General features: G+C 64.8%; 18 protein-coding genes and 1 pseudogene. 6 read left to right on the top strand and 13 right to left on the bottom strand.

All coding sequences use genetic code 11. The annotated features are described in order from the left end of the window. Nucleotides 1–276: 276 nt before the first annotated feature. On the top strand, nucleotides 277–720 hold the full coding sequence (locus tag AC1C2S_RS18295; protein WP_495354025.1) for a hypothetical protein: 444 nt from the start codon (nucleotides 277–279) through the stop codon (nucleotides 718–720). A gap of 6 nt (nucleotides 721–726) precedes the next feature. Next, a complete protein-coding gene (locus AC1C2S_RS18290; protein WP_495354024.1) occupies nucleotides 727–1224 on the top strand; it encodes a hypothetical protein in 498 nt (165 codons plus the stop codon). Nucleotides 1225–1363: 139 nt separating this feature from the next. On the opposite strand, the gene AC1C2S_RS18285 is transcribed toward AC1C2S_RS18290, so the two are convergent. From AC1C2S_RS18285 to AC1C2S_RS18270, 4 genes are all read right to left on the bottom strand, one after another. Then, nucleotides 1364–2275, bottom strand: coding sequence for a LysM peptidoglycan-binding domain-containing protein (locus AC1C2S_RS18285; protein ID WP_495354023.1), 912 nt, complete (start codon nucleotides 2273–2275; stop codon nucleotides 1364–1366). A gap of 325 nt (nucleotides 2276–2600) precedes the next feature. Next, the gene (locus AC1C2S_RS18280; protein ID WP_495354022.1) at nucleotides 2601–3668 is read right to left on the bottom strand and encodes a site-specific integrase; all 1068 of its coding nucleotides are present in this window, start codon (nucleotides 3666–3668) and stop codon (nucleotides 2601–2603) included. Nucleotides 3669–4098: 430 nt separating this feature from the next. Continuing rightward, nucleotides 4099–4428, bottom strand: a complete 330-nt coding sequence (locus tag AC1C2S_RS18275) for a helix-turn-helix domain-containing protein (protein WP_495354021.1) — start codon at nucleotides 4426–4428, stop codon at nucleotides 4099–4101. Continuing rightward, entirely contained in the window at nucleotides 4412–5773 is a 1362-nt protein-coding gene (locus AC1C2S_RS18270) for a tyrosine-type recombinase/integrase (RefSeq protein ID WP_495354020.1), read from the bottom strand. The genes AC1C2S_RS18275 and AC1C2S_RS18270 overlap by 17 nt, the downstream gene beginning before the upstream one ends. A gap of 557 nt (nucleotides 5774–6330) precedes the next feature. Here AC1C2S_RS18270 and AC1C2S_RS18265 point away from each other — a divergent pair. Continuing rightward, nucleotides 6331–7044 carry a class I SAM-dependent methyltransferase gene (locus AC1C2S_RS18265; RefSeq protein ID WP_495354019.1) on the top strand — a complete coding sequence of 238 codons (714 nt, stop codon included), beginning with the start codon at nucleotides 6331–6333 and terminating at the stop codon, nucleotides 7042–7044. Between the two features lie 157 nt (nucleotides 7045–7201). Here AC1C2S_RS18265 and AC1C2S_RS18260 read toward each other — a convergent pair whose 3' ends face one another. From AC1C2S_RS18260 to AC1C2S_RS18240, 5 genes and pseudogenes are all read right to left on the bottom strand, one after another. Further along, nucleotides 7202–7936, bottom strand: a complete 735-nt coding sequence (locus tag AC1C2S_RS18260) for a hypothetical protein (protein ID WP_495354018.1) — start codon at nucleotides 7934–7936, stop codon at nucleotides 7202–7204. 418 nt (nucleotides 7937–8354) lie between these two features. Further along, nucleotides 8355–8786 carry a 2'-5' RNA ligase family protein gene (locus AC1C2S_RS18255; protein WP_495354421.1) on the bottom strand — a complete coding sequence of 144 codons (432 nt, stop codon included), beginning with the start codon at nucleotides 8784–8786 and terminating at the stop codon, nucleotides 8355–8357. A gap of 198 nt (nucleotides 8787–8984) precedes the next feature. Continuing rightward, nucleotides 8985–9728 carry a nucleotidyltransferase domain-containing protein gene (locus AC1C2S_RS18250; protein ID WP_495354017.1) on the bottom strand — a complete coding sequence of 248 codons (744 nt, stop codon included), beginning with the start codon at nucleotides 9726–9728 and terminating at the stop codon, nucleotides 8985–8987. A 9-nt stretch (nucleotides 9729–9737) separates the two neighbouring features. Beyond that, entirely contained in the window at nucleotides 9738–11231 is a 1494-nt protein-coding gene (locus AC1C2S_RS18245; RefSeq protein WP_495354016.1) for a hypothetical protein, read from the bottom strand. Next, nucleotides 11228–11809, bottom strand: a pseudogene (locus tag AC1C2S_RS18240) (ABC transporter ATP-binding protein); the annotation flags it as partial. The gene AC1C2S_RS18245 and the pseudogene AC1C2S_RS18240, both read right to left, overlap by 4 nt. A gap of 222 nt (nucleotides 11810–12031) precedes the next feature. On the opposite strand from AC1C2S_RS18240, the gene AC1C2S_RS18235 reads away from it, so the two are divergent. Continuing rightward, on the top strand, nucleotides 12032–13186 hold the full coding sequence (locus AC1C2S_RS18235) for an epoxide hydrolase family protein (protein ID WP_495354015.1): 1155 nt from the start codon (nucleotides 12032–12034) through the stop codon (nucleotides 13184–13186). Nucleotides 13187–13216: 30 nt separating this feature from the next. On the opposite strand, the gene AC1C2S_RS18230 is transcribed toward AC1C2S_RS18235, so the two are convergent. Together AC1C2S_RS18230 and AC1C2S_RS18225 are read right to left on the bottom strand one after the other, a co-directional pair. Further along, on the bottom strand, nucleotides 13217–13627 hold the full coding sequence (locus tag AC1C2S_RS18230) for a VOC family protein (RefSeq protein ID WP_495354014.1): 411 nt from the start codon (nucleotides 13625–13627) through the stop codon (nucleotides 13217–13219). A gap of 4 nt (nucleotides 13628–13631) precedes the next feature. Beyond that, nucleotides 13632–14267 (bottom strand): M23 family metallopeptidase, encoded by a 636-nt coding sequence (locus AC1C2S_RS18225; protein WP_495354013.1) that lies wholly within the window; start codon nucleotides 14265–14267, stop codon nucleotides 13632–13634. A gap of 242 nt (nucleotides 14268–14509) precedes the next feature. Here AC1C2S_RS18225 and AC1C2S_RS18220 point away from each other — a divergent pair, with 242 nt between their 5' ends. Continuing rightward, the gene (locus tag AC1C2S_RS18220; RefSeq protein ID WP_495354012.1) at nucleotides 14510–15760 is read left to right on the top strand and encodes an amidohydrolase; all 1251 of its coding nucleotides are present in this window, start codon (nucleotides 14510–14512) and stop codon (nucleotides 15758–15760) included. A 432-nt stretch (nucleotides 15761–16192) separates the two neighbouring features. Beyond that, complete coding sequence (locus AC1C2S_RS18215; RefSeq protein ID WP_495354011.1) at nucleotides 16193–16711, top strand: FBP domain-containing protein; 519 nt, start codon at nucleotides 16193–16195, stop codon at nucleotides 16709–16711. A 9-nt stretch (nucleotides 16712–16720) separates the two neighbouring features. Here AC1C2S_RS18215 and AC1C2S_RS18210 read toward each other — a convergent pair whose 3' ends face one another. Next, entirely contained in the window at nucleotides 16721–17059 is a 339-nt protein-coding gene (locus AC1C2S_RS18210) for a hypothetical protein (protein WP_495354010.1), read from the bottom strand. Between the two features lie 28 nt (nucleotides 17060–17087). Then, nucleotides 17088–17324 (bottom strand): hypothetical protein, encoded by a 237-nt coding sequence (locus tag AC1C2S_RS18205; RefSeq protein ID WP_495354009.1) that lies wholly within the window; start codon nucleotides 17322–17324, stop codon nucleotides 17088–17090. Nucleotides 17325–17448: the final 124 nt, after the last annotated feature.

Raw genomic sequence — 17448 nt, 5'->3', positions numbered from 1 at the left:
ATTCCCTCGTGTGCTTCGGGATCTTTCTTCGAGCGCATCTTCCGTGTCTCTCCGTCGCGCACATATATTGGTGCGGGACCTGTGCCTGCCCTCAATAGAAAGCTGCCGATGAGCCCAAAGTCGCGCCCGATCAATCCCGCGCAGCCGAAGTTCCGACTTGCCACTCGATCCACGTCAAATCTGGAGAATCGCGATCCGGGGACGGCGAGACGCGCAGCGAACCGACACGGTCGGAAGCGGAGCGGACTGCTGTTGGCTTCCGTTTCCGTGTGCGGGATGCTGCTGTTGTCGGGTTGTTCCGGCTGGGTTGCCGCGGACGCTTCAACGCCACCGAGCCCAACTGTCGATGCGAAGGGGGACGCACAACTCTCGGCCGACGCCGCATCAACGATGCCGGAATCCGATGCGGCTCACTTGTGTGGCCAGGTGAGCGCGCTGGAGGGCATCCGGTATCGCTCCGACTGGGAGCACGAGCAAGGCCTGATCGACGATGCCGCTTATGCGTCGCGGGTTGCGGCGATCGAGGACGGTTGGAAGTACATGGTCCTCGGAAGCACTGATGTGTCAGCGGCGATCAAGGCTGCGCAGAGCGCGGCTTCCGCCGGCGGCACCGGCTACGACAACACGGAGTTCCAAGCCGCTGTCGGCGATATCGCGGGCGCGTGTGACGCGGCCGACTCGCTCGTTTCGGTCAGCGCGCTGCCGGGGCAGGGCGGCTGAGACCGGATGCCCACCGCGAAGGCATCAGGACTTCCGTCGATGGTCGATGTTCAGTCGGAGAACGTGCGCGGGGCGAAGTGTCTCGGGTGGACCGGGGCTGGCGCGCTTGTCTCTGCTGCCGCGTTCAGTTTCCTGTGGGGCATCATCTTCGTGAGCATGCTCGCCTCGGAGGTCCCCACGGGAAACGATTCACTGGCTGGTGTGTTCGGAACGGTCGCGATCCTCGTCGGCCTTGGGTTGTCGTCCTGGGCGTCGTGGACACTCAACGTGTATCGAGCGGTGGGAATCGGATGGGCGATCCTGCTTCCGCTTGCGGTGAGCATCGGATGGGCCGCCGTCACGTTGGGTGCGGCCCAGAATGCCACCTTTGTCTCTGCCCTCGGTCATCTCCCGGGGATCTTGGCGCTCTTTGCGGCAAGTGGAATGACCGTACCCGTCGGACTCGGGTTCACGCTCGTGTACTTCGTTCTCAAGATCCGACTGCGGTCACGCACTCTCAGATGACGTGAGTCGGGTGCTCCACGTGGCGTAGCCCCGCTTCACGGGGATCCCGGACTGGTGCGCTGGATCAGTTCGGAGTGACGAATGCCCACCCAAGTGCCACGATGTTCTCGCGTACTGTCAAGCTGCGGCCGGGTTCTGGTCATCGATTGGTGACTTCGACGCGGAGTCCGCGGTTCTCACGTGAGAGGTTGAGCGTGACGTCGGCGAGGATGAGTCGGCTCGCGGTCCGGTCCGGGTTCAGCCATGCGAGCTGGGTCTGTGTAATGCCGAGTCTGGCGGTGACGGCCCAGGCTGTGTCTCCGGGGACGACTGTGTATGAGAGCGGGGTCGCGTCGTCTGCGAGGGCGACGGTTCCGTTCGCGGCCTTGGCTGCGCCGTGATCGACGACGTTCAGCGGTGGGTTCATGTCTGGGAGGTCCCAGGTCAGCGGGGCGGTGGCGACCACGTTCTGGAATCCGTCTGCTCCGTAGATGACGGCCGTTCGTAGGTATGTCGGGTCGTTCGTTTCGAATCCGCCGTAGCCGTCGCCCGGGGTCGTGAAGGTCTGGTCGGATGTCGCTCGCAAGACGTCGTACCGGTAGTAGCTGTACGCCTGTGCAAGAGCTCCGTCGCTCGCAGAGTCGGGCAGGCTGTTGAGTTCTAGCGTCGAATCCGGGGGCGGGGCGGGCGACAGGTTCGCGAGGGTGATCTCCATACCGTTATCGCGTTCGGTCGTTCTGATCTCGATGCGCCCGGTCACCCCGCGCGCATCGAAGGTGCCGGTGGCAATGACCGTGCCGAGGGGCAGATCCGTGACGCGCGGCAGCGGCTGGGCCGTGTCGTCTCGCGGCGATGCCGTGGGACCAGAGGTTGGAGCCGGGGTGATGGTCGGCGAACTTGACGGATCCTGCTGGGCCGCCGAACCCCTCGCCGGCCAAGCAGGGAAGAGCAGCAGAAACAACACGTACGCGATGGCGATTGCCGCCAGGACGGTCACAGCGATGGTCGTCCAGAAGGCCGGGCGGCGCAGCAGCGGCGGCTTCCCTGTCGCGGGAGTCTGCTCGGAGGTCATTCAGAAAAGATAGCGGTCCCGTGAGCGTGGTGATCGAACACCTGCACGCGGCCTACGCCGCGAGATAGCCGTCCAACCACGAGACTTTGCAGACGATCGGTGATCGGGTGCGATCGAGCCCCAGTTTTATCTGGCGTGGTCATCATTTGGTTGCCGTTGAGCGCAGTTTGTCATCAACTCCGTCCGACGAAGACCCGCAGGAGAGTCGGAGCGCGGGGTCGGCTCCGCCGGGGTGGATGCAGACGGCTTCGACGACTGCATTCCAAGCGGTGAGGGCGACGGGGCGCCGGCGGAGAGTCCCGCGAGTACAGCTGGGCCCCGTCCATCAGCCTCCGCGCGCTATCCGGGCCGAGTTGAATGCTGCGTAGCGTTCAAAGCTCTTGCCGATGTGTTGCTCGTGGAGTGTGGTTGCTGCGTAGCTGTAGCCGAGGGCATCGGCGACGAGTGGTGCCGGCATCTCTTTGACGAGTTGGTCGAGGGCGCCGTTGCGTGCGGCAAGCACGTTGATTCCTTGGTCGGTCATTCGGTTTCGGAGGTGGCCTTGGGTGAGGTGTGTGCCGGCGCGCCCACCGGGGAAGAGGTAGGGGTTATTAGCTGGCGTCTGAGTTCGTGTTCGGGCTCGTTTGGCGATGTGGGTGCGAAGCAAGCTGGCGAACGGTTCGGGTACCTCGACCGGTTCGTCGGCGAAGCGGATGTGGAGACGCCCGTCGATGGTCGAGAGTGCGTCGGCGCGAAGCCCGACGACGCGTACTACAGGTTGCGCGAAGAGGAGGACGAGCATCGCGGCGCAGCGGCCGGCAATCGTGTCGACGTCGTCGACCAGGCACGCGCGAATCCAGTCGAGTCGCTCTTCGGCTGTGAGTCGGCGTGTGGATCGGGCTGCCCGTTTGGGTACTACGACCTGGGGGCCGAGTCGTTTGTCGACGGCGAAGACGAGAAATGAGCGCACGGTGAAGTGCGTTGTCGGACCGTCGGCGAGCCATTGGTCGACGTCTGCCTGTGTGCATGCTGCAATGCCGCGCCCGCGATCGGTGGCGAGCCAGGTCAGGAAGTTGATGGCGACGGTGACTTCTTGTTTTGCGTTGTGCACGGCGGCGTGGCTGTTGCTGTGGTCCGAACTGGCGTTTCGGATGCGGCGGAGATGGTGCCAGGTCGCGAACCGCTCGACGGGCTTCTTGATGGAAGGTTCGAGCGGCGTGAGTTTCTGTTCGAGCCAGTGTTCGAATCGGCTGATGGCCTCGTCCCGCTGAGGCAGGAGCTTCAGGTCGACCAGGATCGCGCGGAGATGCTGCACCGCGTTGGTGCGGGGGAGCGCGTCGAGCGTCTCATGGCTGAGCGTGGTCGTGTGGTCACCGAGGTGGGTGAGCAGGTCCTGGACTCGCGGGTTGCGCATCCAGGTGTGGATGCTCTCTGGTCGGCTTACTGAGACGAGGCGGTTCCTCAGAGCGGTGAGTTCGCGCGTCTTCGTGCTGTCGTTGGGTCTGAGGAGCTCGTTGAGATCGGACTCGAGGCCGCATTGGATGCACTGGCGGGTGCGGAACGGTGGGCGTTCGTTGCCGCAGGTGGAGCATTCGTATCGTTGGGTGATGCCGGCGCATTCGACGCAGATCGGCTGGCCGGCGTCGTTTCGGCCAGGGAGCATCCGGTCGCTGCGGCAATCGGGGCATTGACCGCGGGTGTGGGTGGCGTCGTAGTGGCAGATCCCGCAGATGGCGCCGTCGGGCCAGTGCACGGCGATCTTCGCGCAGGCACGGCCACATCGGTCGCAGTTGAATCGTCCTGTCGTACGCGGCCGGCCGCGGGGACGGCGGGCGGGTTGCGGGTCAGTCATCGTCGATGTGTACGCGTGCCCGTCGAGGGCGGACTTGTGAGTTGAGGTCGATGACGGGGGCGTTGACGGACTTCTTGATTTGGTTGTCTGCGGCGTGCGTGACGACCAGGTCTGCGGGAGTGCAGTGGAAGATGTCGCAGAGCGCGGCGAGGATCTGCAGCGAGATTCGCTCTGGCCGCTGGGTGACGAGCCGGTATACCTGCGAGGGGGAGAGGTTGATGTCGCGCTCTTTGAGGTGGGATGCCAGGTCGGTGGTGTTGTGCATCCCGTTTCTGGCCATGAGCTCAGCGAGGGTCCATTCGTAGCTAACGGTGCGTTTCATCGTCTTGGTCCTTGTCGTCGTTTCCGCGCTGGAGTGCGGCGCTGAGCGTTCCGTCGAGCGTCGCGCGAAGGATTTTGGTGCGGTAGTCGCTCGAGACGCCGGTGTAGATGCTCGTCGTCGACGCGTATTCGTGACCGACTTGCTCTTGCACGAATCGAGCGTCCCAACCATCTTCGATGTGATGAGTCACGTAGGAGCGGCGCAGGGAGTGGAAGTCGAGTTCTGGGCCGAATCCGAGGTCATCCCGGTACCGGCGGAACCGGGCACTCAGTGCGGCTTGGGAGACGAGGGATCCGCGCTCGGTCGTGAAGAGGTCGAGGCCGCCGTCTGAGAGTTGTTGGTGGCCGCGTTCGATCCATTCCTCGAGGATCGGGGTAGACCAGGGGAGGGTCGCGAGCACGTTCCGCTGCTTGTGCCCAGAGCGTCTCATCGCCTTCCCGAATCTGACATTCAGGTGCCCGAAGCCCTTGAACTCCGGAGCATATGGGTTCCTGCTGAAGTCGACGGTCTGGAGGTGGCGCACCTCGTTTCGGCGCAGGCCGTAGGCGTAGGCAACTTTCAAGACCACGCTGTCGCGAAACGCCGGCAACCATCCCTTGCGGTGCCATCGCGCGATGCTGTCGACTTCATCGTCAGCACGGTCGAAGAGCAACTGCAGCTCCTCGCGCGTGAACGGGCGCTTGCCGCCGCCGTGCTCAGCATCTTGCACGTGTGTCGCGGTATTCCACTCATGGCAGATCTGCGTCGGGTGAGTGCCGAAGTACTGGAGGCACCATCGATCCCAGCCGTAGCCAGAGTCCGAGACGTAATCGCAGAACAGACTGATTGCGTTCTGGTAGGAGCGGATTGTCGAGCGCTTGTTCTGATGGAGAACGCGTCGATCAGCGAAGAACTCATCGGCGTGGGTCGGCGTCCAGTTCCATGGGTACTCATTCGTCGCAGCGAGGAAGCGGTCGACGAGCCGTTCGCGCTGCTCGATCGTCTGGAACGAGAGGTTGCGACTCAGTTGCTGGTTTCGCCACCCATTGAGCATGTCGCGGACGGTCTGTTCCTCAGGATGGAGCATGCGAGGAACGTCCTCGCGAACCACCCGGCCACGGTCATCTACCAACATACGGCCCCTCCAATCTCGTGCATTCGATGGCTGATTCTTGCATCTGATGAACGATTCGCGCAAGCATTGACCAATATGGGTTGCCGGGCGCGGGTGATCAATGCCGAACTGAACCTCGGAGCTCGCGCCAACTCCAGCGCCACTCGCGGAAACGTGCTGATCAGACGCGGCATTCGTCGGCAGCAGTGCAACCGGCCCGACGGGGAAGTGGATGGAATACGAATCGTGCATCTGTTGCAATAATGCCTCTTCATTCGGACATAATGTGCATTATCGGCCACAGAGGCCCGGGTTTGAAAGAGGCTCTCATTCCATGGAGCATGAGAGTCATTTCAGCACCACACAGGGGTACCCGGTGCCGGGAAAGCACAACACTTGTTGCTGCGTTGTCGTGAAGTGCAAGGAGGGCAATCAATGAGGATTAGTCGCGTTCTGGCAATTGTCGCGGGTTACCTTCTCAACGGTTCACTGCTTGCCGCATGCTCTGTGGACCCGGACCCGCCGCTCACACCACTCTCGACCGCCTTCGGCATCACCGCCCAGTCTGCCGAGGCGTACTCCCGGACAGCGGGTCCGCGATATGCGCGCTATGCCGCACTGACCCGGTCGACTTGAAGCGCTCTGGCTATCGCCATCGCCATCGCCATCGCCAGCATCAGCGCACGGGAGGCCGCGGAGGTCTCGGAGGAAGACTCCGCCTGCACCCGATCACGCGGGTTCTCGTACCAAGACTGCGTTGACTGGCCGGAATCCCTGAGGACTCGCAAGCGCCTCTATAGGATCCAACCGTGGCGGATGATGATTGGCAACGGATTGCGGCGGACTATGAAGCTGCGCGGTCGAGCAGTGTGTCATTGGACACGATGATCGAATGGCCTGCGCAGCAACGGATGATCGGTCCCGTGAAGGGCGAGCGCGTGCTCGATCTAGGATGCGGTAGCGGCGCCAAGGCGATCTGGTTTGCGCGGCAGGGAGCGAGACGTGTCGTTGGCATCGACATCGCCGACGCCTTCCTCGACGTTCCTTTCGGTCTTGACCTCGAATTCATGGTCGGCGACCTCAGCGAGGTTCGGTCGCTGCTCGGCGGCGAGCTGTTCGATGTCGTCACGATTCTGCAAGCCATCGGTTATGCAAGTGATGAGTGGGCGCTCATGCGCGAGTTGGCGCAAGTCGTTGAGCCAGGTGGGCGACTCATTGTCGCTCGATCGCACCCGATCCGCTTCGCGGTCGAGCGCTCAAAGGCGGAGCAGGTGCCTCTCGGAGTTGCATACAGATCGGCCACGCCGTTCACCTACCCCGCGACTTGGGGCACCGGAACGGTCACGCACCGCACGTTCACGTTCGCCGACACCTTGCAGCCGGCGCTGGACGCGGGCTTCATCCTCGAACGAATCGAGGAGCCAGAACCGACGGAGGAACTTCGGCGGATCGGCCCGGAACGAGCGGCCTGGATGGACGATCACGTGGGTGTCGTCATCTACGGGCTTCGGAACGGTCAGTAGCAGCTCACCACCCTGTTATCCAGCCTCGAACCCCGGCCCTTCGGGTACGAGCCTCTGCCCTCGAACACGCGTCTCCACCGGCTGTTGAACGGCCGGGCAACCGGCCGCCTGCGTGCCAGAAACGTTGCCCAGCGATCTGGTCGCGGAACGCTCATGCTCACCAGCGGAGGCCGCGCGTTGAAGGCGACAGGTTCAACGTGATACCAGTGAGCAGGAGCCGCGTCTTCAATCGATCGACGTTCAACCATTCGAGGTCGCGCAAGCTGATATCGAATCGTGTCGTGAGACCATCCGGCGTATCCCCAGCAGCAACTCGATACCCGCCCAGCGAGCCGTCGGCGGCGAGAACGACTTCGCCGCGTGCCCCTTCGGATTCCCCCTTGTCGACGACGTCGGGTTCTGCGAAGGTGCCGGGAAGGTGCCACGTGAGCTGAGCTGTTGCGAACACCCATCCGAAGCCGACGGGTGATCCCTCTTCAGCCACCCAGATTACTGCGGTCCGCATATACCTCGGATCGGCCGATTCGAAGCCTCCGTACCCAGGAGGTGGGCTGGCGAACGTCTGCTCGGGAGCAGTCTGGAGCTTCTCGTATCGGTAATAGCTGAAACCGCTTCGAAACTCATCCTCGCTCGCAGTCGCAGGCAGCGCGTTCAATTCGATGGATGCCCCCGTGGGTGGCAGTGGTTGCATCCCCGTCAGGGTGACGTCGAACCCGTGTGCTGCACCGTTGGTCCTGATCTCGATGCGCCCTGCAGCCCCGCCTCTCCCGAAGTCGCCTTCGGCGATGAGCGTGCCTGATTCGACGTCAGACAGGAGAGGCTCCCGCGCAGGCGATATGGGATCGGTCTCGGCGGCATCCGATTCGACTGGAGCTGTCGTCGGCTCCGACACCTGCGCCGCTGGGGCGCTCGAGCACCCGGCGAGGCTGATCACGAGCAGCACCGCTGTCGCCAGGAAACTCCCACCTGATCGCGCCGTCGACTGCATCATCGCAGCACTCTATCGGTGCGCAGGAGACGACGGCGACGCGGTTCTCAAGATCGGACTTTGTGGCCGGCCTTCGTCTCGTCGAACAGAACGTTCCCCGTGAGATCGCCGTGGACGATACCCGGCGGGTCTGAGACGAACCGGCGTGCTGCGAGCAGATCAGCGAGAGACGGCTCGCCGTCGAACTCGGGGAAAGTCGCCCATGGCCTAATCCTGCCCACGCGCCCTGCGCGATCATCGACTCGAGTTGTTATGCAATCGTCGTCGACGGGGCAATGGACGCGTGGAGAACTCGACGCACATTCCGGCCAACAACTTCACGCTATCGGTTGCTGCCGAGGGTCAACCGCTCGACGACGTGCCAAGATCCGGGCTCCGTCGACCCTGCCATAAGGCTGAAGGACGTCACCCTCGACCTGAGTGGAAGCTGAGGGCGGATCGCATCGACAGCCGCGCGCAAGAGGTCCACCTCGCCTCCTTCGCCGATCGTGACATGAGGGACTACTTCGTCGACTGCGCCGGCGTACGGAGGGCACTCCGGAAACGCGTCCGTCATCTGCAGAATCAGGCGCGCGAACGGGTCCGGATTCGAGGGTGCGAGCCAGACCACCCGATCGGCGAACCAGCCGAAGCCGTCGAACTCGGCATCGAATGGATCTGCGCTCGTCGCGACCTCGACGAGCTTCGAAAGAATCGCGTGATCCACCTGTGCGGGCCGCAGGAACGGGTAGAGCAAGGTGAGATGCGCTGGCATCCCCCAGCGCCGCGACGGATCGAGCGCATACCGGGACTCGTCGAGGACCTCGTCCAACTCCCGTAGCTCAACAACGATCGCGCTCTCTCGCCTCTCGTCAGTCATAGAGCCATCATTGCCGACGTCACAGCTGGCGAGCGTGCGCCCACCACCGATAGTCCGGGCGAGCCGACTGGCTCGGCAACAACGGCGCCGTCATCAGGCTCGCCGCCCGCGGACATGGCCCTCTTGGAGTCGGCCGCCGCAGCGGGCCAGCACGTCGTCGGCGATCACCTGCAGCGGGTCGGTGCTGCGCCCAGAATCGTTCGCCCAACCGACGAGGCGGCTGGCATCGGGATCGTCGAACTCGTCGAGGCGGCGGAGCTGCCATTTGGCCGCGCCTTGCCAGCGACCATTGTTGCCGAGAAGCAATTCTGCGGTCTTCAGAAACACATCCGATGCGATCAGATACGCCTCCCCCGCGCGCCGCGCGTCCTTGAGGTCATCGATCGCGGCACTGAGTGCGTACCTGCGGTCTGCCGATTCCCCTTCGGTGAAGGGTTCTGGGCCGTAGGCGAAGCGTTCGCGAGCCTGGTGTTGCAGATCCGTGACGACGTCACCATCGGTGAGCGGAATGCCATTCGCCCACATGTCGATCGCCACTGCCCGGCGCTGTTGCGCCTCCCGGTCGAACCACTCGCGAAGAGATTCGCCGTCGTAGACGAACGACTCGATCAGGCATCCGTCGAGGCTGGTCGTTTCGGCGTAGTTTGCGCGGCGGTCCGAGTGCAGAATGACGATGTCGAGGTCTGAAGTCTCGGTCGCCTTGCCAGAGGCAGCGCTGCCGGCGAGAGCTGCAGCTGCCGCGTCAGGGTGCGCATTGCGGATGAATCGGCGTGCCACGTCGAGCGCTGCTTCATGAGACTCGAACTCCACAGTTCCTCCTTGAGGTTTGTTGAGCATAGCCGGATGCTACGACCGGTGGCGCCAGCGGTTGATCCCGACTCCGATGAGGGTGCCGGCCACGGCGACGAGGAGAACGGGTGCCTCGAACGCGAGCGCTGCGGCGGTTCCTGCAAGTGCCGCGAGGAGCGGGCCGTCCAGGGCCCATGTCAGTTGGACGACCGCGCTGAGATCACCCATGGGTGTCGGGATCGGGGTGAGCAGGGCTGGCGGGAACGGCCCCTTCAACGCGTTGCCAACGCGGGCGATCAGGCCGAGCAATCCGAGAACGAGTGAGGTGATGATCGGTACGCCGGGGGCGATTCCGGCGACGATCGAGCACGCGACGACCACCGCGAGCAGCACGATGACAGTCACGGTGAGCGGAAGGAGCATGTGGTTTGCGAGCAGATGCAGGTCGCTGATCCCGTAGAGGGGGAAGTCTGACGCGACACTCGCGGCGTGCCGGATTCCGTCGGTGAGTGGGCCGAGCCCGGCGAAGAGGATCAGGCCGGCGGCCGCGCCGAGCAGCCAGCCCGGTGCGGCCGGCGCGAACGCAAGCGTGAGAAGCACTCCAGCACTCGCGAGGGCGATTATGCCGACGACCAGTCGGCCCGGCGTGCGGGTGACCCCGATCGCATCACGGATCAGGAAGATCATCGGCAGTCGATGCATCGGTCGGACAGCGCAGATGCGCCGACCGATGTGCGGTCTTCCCTGGTAGATCGTCGCGGCTGCGCTGAAGTCCATGACCGTCGCGTGGCTCGTCGCGGAGTTCCAGCGCGCGGCTTGCTCTGCCAGGGCCGCTGACTCGAGCCGGTTCATCAGGCCAGGAACTGCGGCGACGAGAGCGACGACGAGAGCGGCCAGAGCGAAGAGGCTGTCTGACGAGCCGCTCCCGGGATAGGCGAGCCCGACCCATCCCCATGGAGTGAACGGCTGCATGACCGGGACGGCACCCGTCGTCGCCCCGAGCGTCAGAAGAACCAGAGCGACGGGCACAGCAGCGCGCGGGAACGCTTGACCGGTGAGCCAGGCAACAGTGGCGATGACCCCGACGAGCGTGCCGAACGCGGTGAAGATCACGACGCTGATCGGGTCGGCCAGCCCGTGGCTCAACAAGCTGCCGCCGACCAGCCCGGCGACGATCGTCATCAGCGCGGTGACGAGCGCCCCGGCCCGCAGCAACGGGCCCCGAAACGTGTCAGACCGTGGCAGGTCGCTGGTGGCGAGGGCATAGGTCAGGAACGGGGCCAGCAATGCCGGGCCACGGTTCCGGCCGATCAGCAGCGCGCACGCCCACAGCGTCGCGACGACGAGCACCGTCACTCCGGATGCGGCAGGCGAGGCGAAGGCGGCGACCGCCTCGGGACTCGTCGCGCTCAGCCACACGCCACGGCCGACCGGGGCGACGGCGACCCCGGCGACCATGAGGATCGTGTAGATCACGAACGCGCGATCACCTGCTGTGCGGATGTTGCGCGCCCGCCAGATCCTGATGGCGACCCCGGCTCGCGCGCTCATGCAGCCGTATCCAGCAGTAGCGTGCGATCAGCCAGTTCGTGCGCGAGCACCGGGTTGTGCGTGGCGACCACGAGGGTCGCGCCGTCATCACGTCGAGCACGCAAAGCGCGGGTCACGGAGGCGACGTGCTCCGGGTCCAGCCGCTGCTCCGGTTCGTCGAGGATCAGAACCTCGAACGGCCTGGCCAGCACCAGCGCGAGGCCTGCCAACTGGGTCTGGCCCGATGACAGCTCGTGTGGGAACCGCTCCCCCAGCGCGTCGAGCTTCAACTCCGCGAGGACGCTGTGCGCGACCTCAACGGGCGCGGACGAATCGTCAGCCCACGTGGTTGCGACCAGAGTGACGTGATCGATCACCGTGAGGTCAGGCGCCATCGGCGGTAGCCCGATCATTGCGGCGACACGTCGACGGAAGCGACGGTCGCGCTCGACCACCGTGGCACCGCCAATGCGCACACTCCCGCTCGACGGCTTCCGTGCCCCTGCCAGCACTCGCAGCAAAGTCGATTTTCCGGCCCCGTTCCTGCCGCGCACGACCAGCGCTTCACCGCGCTGCGCCGTCGCCGAGACGGGCGCCAGGAGCGTCACGTCGCCCGCGATGACGCCGACTTCGTCCACTTCGATCATCCGCCCATCCTCTCAGGGCGGAGTTGATCAGTGGGCGATACCACACCGAGCGGCGGACCAACGTCTCCGATCTGAATCGCGTCTTGCGAGCCGGATCATCCTTCGGATCCGTGCCTGGTAGCCGTTTCCTTCTTTAGGACAGAAACAGTCCACAAGGCTCGATACGTTCGTTCCATGACCTCTGAAAACACCGACATTCGTCCTTTCCGCATCGAGATCCCGCAGGCCGAACTCGACGCACTGAACGCCCGACTGGCAGGCGCCCGCTGGCCCGACGAGCTGCCGGGCGTCGGGTGGAGCTACGGCGTACCGGCCGGCTACCTGCAGGGACTGGCCGAGTACTGGCGCACCTCCTTCGACTGGCGTACGCAGGAGGCGAAGCTCAACGAGTTCCCGCAGTTCACGACCACGATCGATGGGCAGAACATCCACTTCCTGCATGTGCGCTCCCCCGAGCCGAATGCGATGCCGCTGATCCTCACCCACGGCTGGCCGGGCTCGATCGTGGAGTTCATGAAGGTCATCGGGCCGCTCACCGACCCTCGGGCGCACGGCGGCGACCCGGCCGACGCGTTCCACATCGTCGCCCCGTCCATGCCCGGCTTCGGATTCTCCGGACCGACCCACGAGACCGGCTGGGACATGTCGCGAATCGCGCGCGCCTGGGCGGAACTGATGAGCCGGCTCGGCTACGAGCAATACGGCGCGCAGGGCACCGACACCGGCGCGGTGATCTCACCGATGCTCGGAGCCATCGACTCCGAGCACATCGTGGGCGTCCACGTCAACGGCAGCCTCGGCTTCCCCAGCGGAGATCCGGCAGAGCTCGCCGGCATGAACGAGGCCGAGCTGGCCCGACTGGCCGACATGCAACGACAACTGCAGGAGGGCTCCGGCTACGCCGTGATCCAATCGACCCGCCCGCAGACGATCGGCTTCGGCCTCGCCGACTCCCCCGTCGGCCAACTCGCTTGGATCGTCGAGCGATTCAAGGAGTGGACCGACCCGGCGTTCGAACTTCCCGACGAAGCCGTCGATCGCGACCAGTTGCTCACCAACTTCAGCGTGTACTGGTTCACGAACACCGCAACCTCCGCCGCACGACTCTACAAAGAAGGCCAGGCGAGCTGGGGCAACCAGACGCAACGCTCAGAAGTACCCTCGGGGGTCGCAGTGTTCCCCGGTGACGTCGGAATCCGTTCCATCGCCGAACGCGACCACAACGTCGTGCACTGGTCCGAGTTCGAGCACGGCGGCCACTTCCCAGCCATGGAAGTCCCCGAGCTGCTGGTCGGCGACGTGCGTACGTTCTTCCGCGCTCTCCGGTAGGCCTCATGACAGGCGGTGACCGCTGAGCGCCTATCGAAGCTCTTGAATTCGGATGAGGTTGCCCGCGGGATCCCGAACGGCGCAGTCGCGAACTCCGTAGGTCTGTTCAGTCGGCTCCTGGACGATCTCTGCGTTTCCGGTCACCAGCCGTGCGAATGCACTATCGAGATCGGGCGTGGCGAGGAGGATGCCGGCGTACGTTCCCTTGGCCATCATCTCGACGATGGTGCCGCGCTCGTCGTCGGTGACTCCCGGATCGGCGGCGGGCGGCTCCAGCACGATCGACGTGCCGGGCTGATCGGCCGGGCCGACTGTGATCCAGCGCATACCGTCGTACCGGATGTCGCTGCGGACCTCGAAACCGAGGATGTCGCGGTAGAAGACCAACGAGGCGTCGGGGTCATCGTGCGGAAGGAAGCTCGAGTGGATGGTGATGTCCATGACGTCACGATAGTTGTCGATCAAGTCCGCCGCTTCTCGGATCCTGCCCGATCCGCGCTGCTTCGACGATGGACCGTTCACCTGGTATGCCGACTTCCCGAATCAGCGGGCGATGCACCCCATGTGGCCACTCTCGATAGTTCCGAAACGACATCGGAACGCCCTGGGCGACGGAGAAGTCATCGCTGTCCATCACTTGCATGTGCAGGTGCGGCTCGGTCGAGTTTCCGGAGTTTCCGCATTCGGCGATCGGTTGTCCAGCCGTCACCGCGTCGCCGACCGCGACACGCATCGAACCGCTTCGCAGATGGGCAAGGGCCACGAACACACCGCGTTCGGGCAGCGTGATCGTCAGAGAGTTCCCCGCGATCGCGTGCACCCCTTCCCGAAGGCGGCCGGCCTGACCCAGCATGTACGGCAGCAGCGCCAACTGCGACCGCCGCCCGACGTGATCGATCTCGCCATCGTGCACGTCGACGACGACCCCGTCGGCTGGTGCCAGGATCGGCTGCCCGAAGGCGAAGAATCGTTCTGCCGGTTCGGTCGCGAGGAACGTGCGCCAGTCACGGTGCTCCCCCGTGCGTCGGCGATGATCGACCGCGACGAAGTCGATGGCGTAGCGCTCGCCGAAGAGATCCACGCCGTGACTCGGCACCCGCCGCGCAGGACTGTTCTGCGCCATCCAGGTTCCAGTGAACGGCAGTGAGAGCACGGTCTCCAGCCTCATCGAGCCCGTGCAGCCGACACATCCGTCATGTCGCAAGCCTATTCGGCACCATCGCCATTCCCCCGCGCCCGACGTCACAGGGTCTAGCGGCCGTCGAATAAACCTCATATCCTGCAGGCAGGGAAGTCGCTGAACGTTCAGGGGGAACGACGCTCATGGGTACAACCGCACACGACAACATCAACATCGATCCGGCACTGGCCGATCTCTACAAGGACATCCACAGTCATCCGGAGCTCGGTTTCCAAGAGCATCGCACCGCCGACATGGTGGCGAAGCGGTTGACGTCTCTCGGGTTCGACGTCACGACCGGTATCGGCAAGACCGGGGTGGCCGGGGTGTTGAAGAACGGTGCGGGGCCAACGGCGCTGCTGCGCGCGGACATGGACGCGCTGCCGGTCAAGGAGGACACCGGCCTCGACTATGCCAGCACGGTGACGGCGACTGACGAGAACGGCAAAGTCGTTCCCGTGGCACACGCCTGCGGGCACGACCTGCACACGACCTGCCTGCTCGGTGCAGCCGAGATCCTCTCGTCCGACACCTCTAGCTGGGCCGGCACGCTGGTGCTCGTCTTCCAGCCGGCAGAAGAACTCGGCGCCGGTGCACAGGCCATGGTCGACGACGGACTCTACGAGAAGGTCCCGAAGCCCGACATCGTGCTCGGTCAGCACGTGGCCCCACTACCGGCCGGCAAGATCGCCGGACACGCGGGCGCTTCGTATGCCAGCTCGGATTCGTTGCTCGTGCGCCTGATCGGCAAAGGGGCGCACGGATCGAGGCCAGAGAACTCGATCGACCCGGTGGTGATGGCGGCCTCGACCATACTGCGGCTCCAGACCATCGTGTCGCGAGAGGTTCCGAGCACCGATGTCGCGGTCGTCACGGTCGGCTCGATCCACTCAGGGGATGCTGCAAACGTCATCCCCGGCGAGGCCGAACTGCAGCTGAACATCCGCACCCTCGACACGAAAGTGCGCCAGCACATCCTCGATAGCGTCGACCGCATCGTCAAAGGCGAAGCCACGACCGCCGGCGCTACTGAACAGCCGACGATCACCGAGATCGAGCGGTTCCCGGTCGTGGTGAATGACGCGGCCGCGCTCGGCAAGACACTCCAGGCGTTCGCGGCGTGGCTCGGACCGGACAAGATCCTCGACCCCGGCGCAGGAGCCGGAAGCGAGGATGTCGGCGTCCTCGCGACGAGCGCGAATGCACCGTTGTCGTACTGGCTCCTCGGCGGCACCGACCCGTCGCTGTTCACCACCGGAGACATGAACGACCCCGCGCTGCTCAAAGTTCCGTCCAACCACTCACCGCACTACGCACCGGTCATCGAACCGACCCTCACGATCGGAGTAACGGCGCTCGTCACCGCCGCGAGGACGTGGCTCCCGTCCCAGTGATGCGGCCGGGGCATCCGGCACTCATCGCTCAGCTTCGCTTGTCGATTCCTGAGCAGTCAAGACGGCCCTTCGGTCATCGCATCAGCCTGACCGAGCCGTCGCGACGTCGAGTGCCCCGGCACAGGGGCTTGAACGCGACTCGATCCGATACCACTGGAACCTCGCGACGTACATCTGCGTCAGTTATGCTGGCGACGTGTCGTGCTCATTCGTCGAATCGCCCTCAGGGCGTCAGGAGGTCGTCGGCGTCTCTCTCGCCGGCACGAGGTAGCCGCCTCCCTTCGTCGACCACCTCGCCTCTCGCGCGAGGAATCAGCACTTCGTGAGGCCCCGACTGTACGCGCCGTCGCTCACCGGAGAGCCACCTCACTCAACCTCGGGCATTGACCCGATGACGCACGCCGGCCAAGGCCGGAACGATTGGTCACCTTCATGCTTCCCTTGACGGAACAACACATCCGCAACTCATTCATCAACGCCTCTCGCAAAGAGATCAGCGACATGGCGCTCCCCCTCGAGTTCGCCGCGATCGAATGGGATCGTCTGGACTACTTCGGCTGGCGCGATCGCAAGTCACCGCGCCGGGCGTACATCGCTGTCAGAGTCGACGACTCCCCGGTTACTCTGATCCTCCGTCAGTCCGACGCGCTGCCCCGCACTCGAGCGCAATGTTCATGGTGTCAAGACGTGAACCTCACGAATGACGTCGCGTTCTACGGCGCGAGGCGCGCCGGGCAGGCGGGCCGCAAAGGTGACGCCGTCGGCACCCTGATCTGCGCGGACTTCGGCTGCTCGGTGAACGTGCGGAAGCGCCCGTCGCTCGCGTACGTCGGGTTCGACGTCGACGCTGCTCGAGAGAAGCGCATCGTCGGTCTCAGGGGGCGGGCCCAGGGCTTTGTCCGCGAGGTGCTCAACGGCGCCGACCTGACGTCGACCAACGGTGACGACTGACCGATCCGGTCACGGTCTGCTGTGCGACTCTGTTGCCGCGAGCACACGGAGTCGTGCGACGTCGCGCCGGTACATCGCAGCGTGCGCGCGAAAGTCCGTGCGGCCGGTCTCGGCCGCACGGACATCCGTGAAGCCTGCGAGCTCCTCGAGGCGCTCTGCTGCGACGGCGAGCACAGCGGATGCCTCGTGGCCGGCGCCGTACACCCCGATCAGCCTGTGCAGGCGTTCTCTCCGGCTCTCTCCCCCGGCGGCCGCGAGTTCGTCGAACCCTTCGGCGTCCTCGGCGAAAGGCACGAGGCGGTACGCGAGGTACGCCAGATCCCAGATGCGCGGACCCGGTGAGGCCATGTCGAAATCGATCAGTCCGACGACGCGGTCACCGGAGCACGGTCGGGTCCGCATCGGCGAGCATCGAACCTGGGAGAAAGCTGAGCACTTCCCGGCCTTCGTCGTCGCTCCCCCGAGGCTCGGGCACTTCCGTGACGCCCCGTGCCCGGATGGTGTCGAGCAGAGCGTGCACCGACGGAGTCCACGGTCCGGCCACCCGGCGCACCGTGTCGCCCACCCGCACCACCGGCTCCATGTTGCCGCCGCTCAGCACTTCTTCTCTCACGGATCAATGATCGCACCGGCCGACGCCGGGATCGCGGGCGAGCCCGCCTGCAGCACACCGTCACGCCGAGACTTCCGACGACTCGCGGTTTCACATCCAACACTCAGCCGACAGGCGGCCGTAG

This window comes from Agromyces sp. Y782 (genome assembly GCF_059445405.1).
This window is presented reverse-complemented; position numbering and strand designations above follow the sequence as displayed.

Coding starts and splice junctions, on each gene's coding strand:
- AC1C2S_RS18295 (WP_495354025.1), top strand. CDS start 277: ATGCTGCTGTTGTCGGGTTGTTCCGGCTGGGTTGCCGCGGACGCTTCA.
- AC1C2S_RS18290 (WP_495354024.1), top strand. CDS start 727: ATGCCCACCGCGAAGGCATCAGGACTTCCGTCGATGGTCGATGTTCAG.
- AC1C2S_RS18285 (WP_495354023.1), bottom strand. CDS start 2,275: ATGACCTCCGAGCAGACTCCCGCGACAGGGAAGCCGCCGCTGCTGCGC.
- AC1C2S_RS18280 (WP_495354022.1), bottom strand. CDS start 3,668: ATGCGCAACCCGCGAGTCCAGGACCTGCTCACCCACCTCGGTGACCAC.
- AC1C2S_RS18275 (WP_495354021.1), bottom strand. CDS start 4,428: ATGAAACGCACCGTTAGCTACGAATGGACCCTCGCTGAGCTCATGGCC.
- AC1C2S_RS18270 (WP_495354020.1), bottom strand. CDS start 5,773: ATGCACGATTCGTATTCCATCCACTTCCCCGTCGGGCCGGTTGCACTG.
- AC1C2S_RS18255 (WP_495354421.1), bottom strand. CDS start 8,786: ATGCCAGCGCATCTCACCTTGCTCTACCCGTTCCTGCGGCCCGCACAG.
- AC1C2S_RS18250 (WP_495354017.1), bottom strand. CDS start 9,728: ATGCTCAACAAACCTCAAGGAGGAACTGTGGAGTTCGAGTCTCATGAA.
- AC1C2S_RS18245 (WP_495354016.1), bottom strand. CDS start 11,231: ATGAGCGCGCGAGCCGGGGTCGCCATCAGGATCTGGCGGGCGCGCAAC.
- AC1C2S_RS18235 (WP_495354015.1), top strand. CDS start 12,032: ATGACCTCTGAAAACACCGACATTCGTCCTTTCCGCATCGAGATCCCG.
- AC1C2S_RS18230 (WP_495354014.1), bottom strand. CDS start 13,627: ATGGACATCACCATCCACTCGAGCTTCCTTCCGCACGATGACCCCGAC.
- AC1C2S_RS18220 (WP_495354012.1), top strand. CDS start 14,510: ATGGGTACAACCGCACACGACAACATCAACATCGATCCGGCACTGGCC.
- AC1C2S_RS18215 (WP_495354011.1), top strand. CDS start 16,193: ATGCTTCCCTTGACGGAACAACACATCCGCAACTCATTCATCAACGCC.
- AC1C2S_RS18210 (WP_495354010.1), bottom strand. CDS start 17,059: ATGGCCTCACCGGGTCCGCGCATCTGGGATCTGGCGTACCTCGCGTAC.